Source organism: Zarconia navalis LEGE 11467 (assembly GCF_015207075.1).
GTDB classification, from domain to species: domain Bacteria; phylum Cyanobacteriota; class Cyanobacteriia; order Cyanobacteriales; family Geitlerinemataceae; genus Zarconia; species Zarconia navalis.
This window is the reverse complement of sequence record NZ_JADEXN010000151.1, coordinates 1-9,732: the sequence shown is the minus strand read 5'-3', so window position 1 is coordinate 9,732 and position 9,732 is coordinate 1. Positions and strand designations below refer to the sequence as shown.

The 9,732-nt window shown below is 49.0% G+C and carries 8 protein-coding genes; 3 read left to right on the top strand and 5 right to left on the bottom strand.

Translation table 11 applies throughout. The features are described from left to right. Positions 1 to 499, bottom strand: a 499-nt coding sequence (locus tag IQ235_RS10025; RefSeq protein ID WP_264321331.1) for a glycosyltransferase family 2 protein, incomplete at its 3' end; no start/stop codon positions are given. A 374-nt stretch (positions 500 to 873) separates the two neighbouring features. On the opposite strand from IQ235_RS10025, the gene IQ235_RS10020 reads away from it, so the two are divergent. Further along, the gene (locus IQ235_RS10020; protein ID WP_264321330.1) at positions 874 to 1,830 is read left to right on the top strand and encodes a hypothetical protein; all 957 of its coding nucleotides are present in this window, start codon (positions 874 to 876) and stop codon (positions 1,828 to 1,830) included. 14 nt (positions 1,831 to 1,844) lie between these two features. Here the strand turns inward: IQ235_RS10020 and IQ235_RS10015 are convergent, their stop codons facing one another. Both IQ235_RS10015 and hpf read right to left on the bottom strand, forming a co-directional pair. Beyond that, the gene (locus IQ235_RS10015) at positions 1,845 to 3,110 is read right to left on the bottom strand and encodes a BaiN/RdsA family NAD(P)/FAD-dependent oxidoreductase (protein ID WP_264321329.1); all 1,266 of its coding nucleotides are present in this window, start codon (positions 3,108 to 3,110) and stop codon (positions 1,845 to 1,847) included. Between the two features lie 173 nt (positions 3,111 to 3,283). Further along, positions 3,284 to 3,934, bottom strand: coding sequence for a ribosome hibernation-promoting factor, HPF/YfiA family (gene hpf, locus IQ235_RS10010; RefSeq protein ID WP_264321328.1), 651 nt, complete (start codon positions 3,932 to 3,934; stop codon positions 3,284 to 3,286). A 348-nt stretch (positions 3,935 to 4,282) separates the two neighbouring features. On the opposite strand from hpf, the gene lipB reads away from it, so the two are divergent. Both lipB and IQ235_RS10000 read left to right on the top strand, forming a co-directional pair. Further along, on the top strand, positions 4,283 to 4,927 hold the full coding sequence (lipB, locus tag IQ235_RS10005) for a lipoyl(octanoyl) transferase LipB (protein WP_264321327.1): 645 nt from the start codon (positions 4,283 to 4,285) through the stop codon (positions 4,925 to 4,927). A 1,823-nt stretch (positions 4,928 to 6,750) separates the two neighbouring features. Beyond that, positions 6,751 to 7,014 (top strand): hypothetical protein, encoded by a 264-nt coding sequence (locus IQ235_RS10000; RefSeq protein WP_264321326.1) that lies wholly within the window; start codon positions 6,751 to 6,753, stop codon positions 7,012 to 7,014. 21 nt (positions 7,015 to 7,035) lie between these two features. Here IQ235_RS10000 and IQ235_RS09995 read toward each other — a convergent pair whose 3' ends face one another. Then, on the bottom strand, positions 7,036 to 7,167 hold the full coding sequence (locus IQ235_RS09995) for a hypothetical protein (protein ID WP_264321325.1): 132 nt from the start codon (positions 7,165 to 7,167) through the stop codon (positions 7,036 to 7,038). A 276-nt stretch (positions 7,168 to 7,443) separates the two neighbouring features. Next, positions 7,444 to 9,732: choice-of-anchor Q domain-containing protein (locus IQ235_RS09990; RefSeq protein WP_319592570.1), on the bottom strand; the 2,289-nt coding region annotated here is incomplete at its 5' end.

Genomic DNA, 9,732 nt, shown 5'->3' with positions numbered 1-9,732 from the left:
GGCCCGTCAGTAGGTCGATTTGACCGTTTACAGCCGCCCGAACCGCTGTTTCGATCGCCCCAGTTTCCAAGCGCACGTCGGCATCCAGAAAGAGGATAAACTCGCTCTGGGCGATCTCGGCCGCTTGGGTGACCGCCCAGTTTTTGCCCACCCAAGTTTCTCCCTCCGGTCGCGGTTTGCCGGGAATGACTTGCAATCGATCGTCGTTTCGGGTTCGGGCGAAGGTTTGGGCGATTTCCAAAGTGTCATCGGTGGAACCGTCATCGACAATCGAGACTTGCAGGCGATCGACCCCCAAATTGCTACTATCGAGGATACTGGCGATACAGTCTTGGATATTAGCCGTTTCGTTATAGGCAGGAACGATGACGGTGACGGTGGGAATTTCTTCGAGAGCCGCTAAAACTGGCAGTTCCGGGGCGTTGCGGAAGATGCGACGCAGTTTGATGCAATAGATGGCGATCGCGATGAGAGAAACGATCGAAAGAGCAAGCAGCATGAAGGAGTTGAACGAAGGGTGGTTGCTGTTAACTTACCGCAAATTCCCGATATTGGCGATCTATTGCAATGTCGATCGGTAACCGATCGAAAATGAGTATCGCTCGTTAGATTCTGCGAGTCTATTTACTTAAGAAAATATAGAGATTCGCAAAAAATAGCAAATAACATTTCTGAGTTTTGACGATCTTAATCAGTCGCTCGATCGGAAGCTATGGCAGAGATTCAAAGTCTACTTTTTTTCTTTTTTGTATAATAAAAGCGCCGTATATCCAATTTCACTAATATTCAATGAAAAAAATATCCCAGAAGAAAACAATTTTTTCGATTCTCACTTCCTGTATTTTTATTTATCTGCTTTTTGTGCCACCAACGATGAAATTGAAAGAGAAGCACAAACCCGACTTGAGTAAATATCCCGTTGATGGTTTAACCAATAAAGATGGAAGACTAACTCCCAAAGCTCATTTTCTTTTAGCTGAGAATCAAAAAGCAATTAAAGAAATCGAAATGAGAATCGAACATGAATCTCGTTGGTACGAGCTAAAGTTTTTGTTTTTAGGAGCATTATTACTTGGATTTCTCGCTAAAGTGGTCTTTGATTCAAAAGAATCAAATGTCGATCGCAATTCAATGGACTTATTAAAAATATTATATTCTCCATTAACGTTATCTCTTCTCTCTTTTGTTTGTGTCGTATCTGTCTGTATGGACGTCTATATTCGAGCAAACCGAATTTTAATTTATCAAAATGCTATTTGGATTGCCGAATTTATCGAGCCAGCTTTTATTGGTAGTAGCTATACCGATGATATTAAGTCTGAAAAAAATATTGTTGTGGGTTGGGAACAATTTTTAAGATTGGGAAGCGATTCTCATCACACCAATGCCTTGGTTCAAATGACATTTGCAGTTCGCGTCTATTTACATACGATTTTAGTGTACGTTGCATTTCTATTTGTCTTATTTTTCTTGGAATATTCAGAGGTATTAACACCAGAAAAAAACGAACGACGAATAACCAAGCTCATCCAAATCAAAAACTTATCATTTTGGATCGTGCATTTATCACTATTAATCTATGCATTATGCGCTCATTTAGTTCCCATGACGTTTGAGATTTTCATTTTCGGCTTGGGACCCTTGAGTCCCGTGATGTCTCTGGTTTTCTATCCCGCGTTGTGGGCCGTGGCAACCTCGATCTCGTGGCGTTTTGTTTTACTGCCTAAAACAAATGCATTGAATGGCGAAAAAAAGATAAGGCTCGCGTTACCCTCACAAGCCAAATCCGATCGCGATCCGGTTAACCCCGATCGAGACTCTAATTGCTAAAAAAACTACACCTGTCAGCCCCCCCTCTCCCGCTCTTTGCGTCCCATCGCCTGTCCGGCAATCCAACTTGTCGTCCAGGCACTTTGAAAATTGAATCCCCCCGTCACTCCATCGATATCGAGAATCTCTCCGGCAAAATAGAGATGGGGACAGCGGCGACTCTCCATTGTTTTAAAATTCACCTCTTTAAGCTTCACTCCTCCGCAAGTGACGAACTCTTCTTTATACGCACCTTTCCCAGCGATTTGGTATTCTCCCCGCACCAACTCCCCAACTAAGGCGTTCAACGCTTTTTTCGAGAACTCCGTCCACCGCGTCCCCGGTTCGATTTTGGCGCGATCGAGTAAGTATTGCCACAACCGCTTCGGCAAGGGGAACGGACAAGAAGAGGCGATCGCCTTTTTGGCAGTCTCAGATCGCACTGTTTGTAATGTCTGGCGCAGGGTTTCTTCATCCTGCTGGGGTAGCCAATTCACTTGTAACTGAGTGTTGTAGCGGCGATCGTGCAGAAATCTCGCTCCCCATGCCGATAGCTTCAGCACCGCCGGCCCGCTCAATCCCCAGTGAGTCACCAGCAGCGGTCCTTCTTGTGCCAGCTTTCCCTGGGGCAATCGTACCTTCGCCTGGGGAACGGAAATCCCCGCCAACGCCCGCAATCCCCCATCGGAAATATTAAATGTAAACAGCGACGGCACGGGAGATTCGATCGTATGACCCAAATCCTGCGCCCAACGATATCCCTTGGGACTACTACCCGTCGCCAATAGCAAGCGATCGCCTTTCATCATCTTGCCGCTTCTGAGGGCAACTTCAAACCCGCAGCCTTCTTTCTCGGGAACTTGCCGCACGCCTACTGCCGGAGTGCCTACCAGTACTTTCACACCAGCCTCCCGCGCGGCTTCTATGAGTCCATTGGCGATCGTCTCGGAGTCGTCGGTGGTGGGAAACATCCGACCGTCCGCCTCGGTTTTCAGGGCAATGCCAAGATTTTCAAACCAGCCAACGGTATCGCGCGGTTGAAATCGGGAAAATGCTCCCCGCAGTGCCTTGCCGCCTCTGGGATAGTTCTGCACCAGCAGCACCGGGTCGAAACAAGAGTGGGTCACGTTGCAGCGTCCGCCTCCGGAGATCCGTACTTTCGACAGGGGTTGTCGACCGGCTTCGAGGAGCATCACTTGGATCTCGGGATAGGTTCTCGCACAGGCGATCGCCCCGAAATAACCGGCAGCCCCCCCACCAATGACGATCGCACGATTGGGGATGTTTGGTTGTGAATTCATTTCTAGATTTTGACACTCCCCATGCTCCTTGTGAATGGAATGCCAATACCTCCAGTTCTCGCGAAAAAGAGGGAATCGACTGGTTCGATTCCCTCTTTTTCCATATTTTCGATCGAGATCGAGGATGCTACGGCATCTTTAGCAAAGCGCGATCTCAGATCGCGAGATTGGGCTTAAGCCTTATGAATGCTAGACATCCGCTCGACTTTACCGTTGCTGTGGTGACCGTTGCCGTTGCCGTTCGAGCCACTGGGTTGACGGGGTTGAATGATACCGTAACCGCCGTGATTGCGTTCGTAGATCACGTTAATTTCTCCAGTGACTGCGTTGCAGAACATATAGAAATCGTGATCGACAAGCTTCAGTTGTTCCAAGGCATCTTCGGGTGTCATCGGAGGCATGGCAAAGTATTTGGTGCGCACCACCTCTGGAGGTAATTGGGCAGTGCGATCTCCAATGAGATCTTCCGTGACGGGCGCTTCCTCCAATATCGTCCCCGCTTCCACTTTGGTCTGGGCTTTCTTAGAGTTGCGCTTTTCCTTATACTTGCGAAGTTGACGGGCGATCTTGTCGGCGACTAAGTCTACGCTGGCATACATCGACTCGCTGCTTTCTTGAGCGCGAATGACGGTTCCATTGGCATAAATCGTGACCTCCGCTGATTGATTGGTGGTAATGCGCGGATTGCGACTGACAGATAGATTAACGTCTACTTCCATCGTCAAGTTTTGAAAATGACTCACGGCCTTCTCGATTTTCTGAGTGACGTACTCGCGAATGGCATCGGTGATGTCAATATTCTTGCCTTGGATAACTAGCTTCATATTTGCTTCTTCCCGCTGATGGTTCCGTTTTCAAAAAGCGCGAGGCTCGATCGGTCTCGTTTGCCTTTTTTCGTCGCTTTTTAATGCAGATGAGGAAACGGGGCGGGCATTACCGCTTCCGTCGAACACAACTTCCAAGGTTGTCTGTGTGAAGGAATATTTGCTTGCAGACTCGTTGGTGTCCCTTCCCCCATATTGTATGCTGCGAGGCCGTTACTCTCTCTCAACCGTTAGAATCCTTTGCATTCCTTGATGATTTGTGATTTTATTTGGGTGATATTCGTTGGATTTTTATGTAAATCCCTCTTGATTTTGAACCCCAACTCACCTAAGAAAAACTTGCGCAGATTGCAGTACTTTTGTGTCACCGAACCCGTTTCGTATACGCTAGCTTTGGGTTGGCAGCGGCGTTGGATGAAAGATCGCCGCCGCGATTCGAACTTAGCAGATATTCTCCTACTGCTCGAACATCTCCCGGTCTATACCCTCGGCCAGGGGTCGAACCGCGAGTTTCTCCAAAATGCCGATCGCATCACGGGGGTGGAAGTTCACCAGATCGAACGAGGGGGAGAAGTGACCTATCACTGTCCCGGTCAATTAGTTGCTTACCCGATTTTGAATCTGCGCCATTACCGTAAAGATTTGCATTGGTATTTGCGGCAGCTCGAAGAGGTGATTATCCAAGTGCTGGCACATTACGGACTTCCCGGCGAGCGCATTCCCGGCCTGACTGGAGTTTGGGTGGAAGGACGTAAGGTTGCAGCGATCGGGGTTAAAGTCAGTCGTTGGGTGACCATGCACGGATTTGCCCTTAATGTTTGCCCCGATTTACAGGGATTTGAATACATCGTTCCCTGCGGTATCTCCGATCGACCTGTGGGCAGTATGGCTCAGTTTCTACCAGAAATTACCTTTGAGGAAGTCCGTCCGATCGCTGCTCGCATCTTTGCGAAAGTTTTTGATGCCGAGCTTTTACCAGGAATCGGGGGGTAGGAGGTAGGGGAGGCTGAGGAAGAGTTTTGTGATTCTGGGTGTCTTTGCGTCTTCTGTGTTTCGAACTGTGAATTCCAACCCATTGGTGACAAGTTAAGGTCATCTCGGCATTGTCAATGCTGCAATATTTGGTCGAAAACCCGGCACGCGCGGGGGTCTCCCCCCAAACCCCCCGTTGGGGGACGAACGCCTCCCCCGGTCGCGCTCGCCGGTCGTTGTGCCCCTGCGTACAAGAGTCACATCGTTGAAACCCATTATATGACGGGGGTTTGAGAATTCAAGCCAGTCAACTTGACATGGGAGCAAATTGCTTAACTTGTCACCCATGATTCCAACCTCTCCCCTAAACCGATGCGGGCGTTCGGAGCGATCGTAATATTTATAGCGCTTCGTCATCAGTTTATTTACACAATCGATGAAACCGGCTTTTTCTATTTCCCATTTCCTGGTCGCGCTCGCCGGTCGTTGTGCGGTCACTGAGCTTGTCGAAGTGCCCCATTCCCCATTCCCGAACCCGCAAAACTTGTAACGAAAAGGGCGCGAACTGCTATAAACAGATTGGAGATCGTTGTTTTCGTGAAAACACGCAAGAACAAAATGCTCTTGTTGTAGTCATAAATATGCGATCGCATCTCAAGAAAATTGTAAAGACGTACGTAAAAATACGTATTTTTACTCAAAAGAGAGACAATTTTATTAACTTTATTAATAATAATTGACAGATAGCATTCTTTGTGAACGAGGTCGTATGTACAGAAAAGTAAAGACAATGTGCCAGATTAAATTCGGCATTTACATAAACCCTAAAGCTTCTCGCAAATTAAGCATCGTCAAGCATCTTTGAATTTTAGTCAACTTTCTAAAAAGTCGAACTTCATCAATTCGATCTTGCCCCAAAAGTCTTCGATTGGGATGTACGATTGGTATTCTTGACGATCGCAAAACAATATTGAAAGTTAATTTCGAAGTTCAGTTAAAGTACTGATGTCAGTTTTTCGAGATTCAATTAGTCTATATGAAGTGTGAAAGGCAAAGTTAAGGTTTAGTACTCTCAATAATATTTAAGTCAAAAACTTATTGAGTTGACAGGTTTCAAAAATCGAAGATCGGGCAATAATTATGAATATTTCCGAATCGAGCCAGCCTCCATCTTAAATGCTAGCAGACGATCTAGAATTTGTTTGCCGATCGTTTTTGTTGGACAGTCCAGGGCTGTGTATTATAACGACTTTAAATCGGGTTAAATAAACTCTAATTCCGATAAAAATAAGATCGTAATTTAGCTGAAGTTGACTGAATGCGATAAACGATCGTGAGAGCATTAACCCCTTACAGTGTCTCCATCGAAACATTATTTTCGATGAGATAGCGTTCTTTTTTTGGTACTAAGGACAACTAATTAACTCTGTGTATATAGCAATTCTCAGTCTTGTGAGGTACACCCAAATTCTATTTCCTATTCCCCATTCCCCATTCCCCATTCCCGAAAACCAGAAACTCTGTACTTCAACAGATTGATAACCGCTATATCGATATTTCGAGAGCGCGACATTCATCGTCGAACTCCAGGTCGTGCTGGCGGCAGTCAAACCTCAAATCTCGATACAATATACAATCGACCTATCAATAGATGTATTCAATCGATCGTCTATTAGAAGCCATAAAAAATTCAATTGAATTTTTTATGATTGCTATTTTATTTGTGCAAATGAAACCTGTGCGGATGAAACATGAAACGTAACAATTGGCGATGGCGGAGAAATGGGTTAGAGAAATCAGTTGACGTTCGCGAATTTTAGGGAAGCAGGCAACTATGTCGTTATTTGAAAAAGAACATTGGGATACCGCAGAACCCTCGATCGGGAATCGACTTAGACGAAAGCGACATCAAACGGGTCAAGAGTAACGTTCTCGGTACAACTCCATTTAGCAGCAGCACAAATGATGGTAAAACTCCCTCCGACCGTGGCACGGATGATGGCACGATTCAACCTGACAGTCTCCCGGATGGCCGCCGTTATCCCCCCATCCAAGGGACGATCGAAAATGATGTTCTCTACAGCGAAGAAGGACGAGACGACATCTAAGACCGCAAGGGTAACGCTCTACTACTCTTTGGTAGAAGTGGAAACGATATCCTCAAAGGGAGAATTGGAGATGACACCCTTGGTGGTGTCTCCGGTTGAAATAGCTTTAGAGGTGCGCCCAAAAGCGATTTTCTCGATGGCGGACTTAACCAAGACGCACTCGCGGGAAGGGAAGGAACCGATACCTTCGGCTTTACTTTCGCATAGGGCGAAGTGGGCATCGATACAATACTTTCAGCGGTGAACGATATCGGTAATGTGGGAGCGTAGGATGTGGCGATTGTCTACGATACCCACTCTAGCTTAGAGTACGATACCACCAGTGGTGAAGCTAGGGATAAAGAAACGATCGCGTCTTCGTTTACGTAAACCGGGTTTCAAAGAACGATCGCACCGCCTTTAAAACCCGGTTTCAGAAATGGGCCGATCCTACATGGTGACGAAACTCGATCCATCGATCGCGGTAGAATCGATCCCGTTCAACGTCGCCAACACTTCATTGGTACTCGCAACGGCGACGGTGGTATCGTTCCCCGACTGAGATACGGTTAACTGTGCAAATGTCAAGCCTCCGGTGAGTTCTACGATGTCTTCACCGACGACAAAATCGACGATCGCATCGATGCCTTTGCCCGTTGCCAAGATAAACCGATCGCTACCGTCGCCGCCAGATAGGGTGTCGTCGCCAGCATCTCCGCTGAGGCGATCGTCTCCCACACCGCCAAAGATGAGATCGTTATCCTTGCCACCGAAGAGGGCATCGTTTCCAGCATCGCCACTTAACGTGTCTGCCCCCTCATTACCCAAAACGATGTCGTTCCCCGCCCCGCCACAGAGGCGATCTTGTTCTCCATCGAGTCCAATGGCGATCGGGCTGCCGTTGCCACCGATGAGGAGATCGTTACCCTCACCGCCGCAAATCGTGTCGTTGCCCTTATCTCCATATAGGGTGTCTTCTCCCGCTTCTCCAAAGAGTAAATCCGTCCCTTTTCCTGCGGCAATAATGTCGTTGCCGTCTTCACCGTAAATCGTGTCGCTGCCGGTATTGCCCAGCATCGCGTCATTTCCGGCACCGCCAAACATCAAATCCCGATCGCTTTGGCCAGAAGCCGGCGCGCCGCTACCGCCAATGACCACATCGTTGCCGTCGCCACCGGAGAGGGTATCGTCGCCGAGATCGCCCCAAACCCAGTCGTCTCCAGCATCGGCATAGGCCAGGTCGTTCCCCTGTCCGCCTCGCAGCAGATCGTTATCGATGCCACCGGAGAGGGTATCGTTGCCGCCGTTGCCAAACAGTACGTCCCGTTCGACACCGGTCGATCCATCATCCGCGCCATCGCCTCCGACAATAATATCGTTGTTGCCACCGCCAAGCATGGCATCGCTACCGAGATCGCCGAAAATAACATCGGGTTCTGCATCCCCCATGAGGAAGTCGTCTTCGAGAGTGCCGAGTAAAAGGCGATCGTCGCTACTTTGCCGCAGTTGAACCAGTAGCTGTTCGATGTTGGGGAGAGTGGGTTTGACGATCGTATCGCAGGGGCAATCGTCTTCGGGAAGAGGGTTACCATTGCCACCATCGCCAGGATCGCCACCGCCATCGCCAGGATCGCCACCGCCATCGCCAGGATCGCCACCGCCATCGCCAGGATCGCCGCCACCATCGCCAGGATCGCCGCCACCATCGCCAGGATCGGTTTCCCCAGCAAACTCGAATGCCCCAATATCAGAAATTGTACTGCCGTTGAGATCGCCATCCTGAGGACGACTTGCCCCCCGACGATCGGTGGTTAGGGTCGTATTTGCCCCAGCATCGATCGCCGGACTGCCCGCCAGTAAGGGATGTACCAGTACCCCATCCACCAATTGCAGCGGCCCTAATACCGGATCGGCGAGGGTAATGCCAGGGGCGATCGGCGGTTCCCCAGGAGATTGCAGGTTGTTGCCTCCGTCGTTAATCGGGCGGTTGGTTTGTTGGTTGTTATTGAACGATACTCCCGTATTCGTGGAAGTATTGTTGGCAAAAATTGTATTCGCCACCGTTGCTAGGTTGTTGCTACCCTGGGCGAGGGCACCAGAGAACTCTGCTGAGTTGTTGGCGAAGGTGGTGTGGTTAATATTGATGGGGGCTTCGTAGACGGTAATTGCCCCGCCAAAGTTATTGGGGGCTTGGTTGCCCGAAAAAACGCTATTCGCCACCGTAGTGGGAGTTCGCATCAGCCACACCGCACCGCCTTGCCCTTCTGCGGTATTGTTGGCGAAGGTGGTATCGGTAATAGTTAACCCTTGATTTTGCGATCCGCCGTCGGTGAGGACGATAACTCCCCCGGCTTTGCCCCCTGCGCCGCCACCGGGAAGGGCTTTCGACTCGTTGCCATCGAAGGTACTGCCTTCAATAATCACCCGATCGCGAGGATCGGTAAACAGATAGGCTGCCCCCCCTTCTCCTCGGCCGCTATTGCCTTCAAAGACGCTATCGGTGATGCGAATCGTCCCGGAGGTAGCGGCATTATTCGTACTGGCGCGATCGGTATAAATTGCCCCGCCAAATCCTCGTAGGAAAGCGTTGGATTCTCCGGTTGCGAAGGTGGCCGCGAGGGTGTCGTTGTTGATGAAGCGGGAGTTTTCGACAATCGTTTCCCCGTTGAGGCTGTTAATTGCCCCGCCGTTGATACCGCGATTGTCGATAAAATCGGAGTTGGTGACGGTGAGTCGATC

Coding starts and splice junctions, on each gene's coding strand:
- IQ235_RS10020 (WP_264321330.1), top strand. CDS start 874: ATGAAATTGAAAGAGAAGCACAAACCCGACTTGAGTAAATATCCCGTT.
- IQ235_RS10015 (WP_264321329.1), bottom strand. CDS start 3,110: ATGAATTCACAACCAAACATCCCCAATCGTGCGATCGTCATTGGTGGG.
- hpf (WP_264321328.1), bottom strand. CDS start 3,934: ATGAAGCTAGTTATCCAAGGCAAGAATATTGACATCACCGATGCCATT.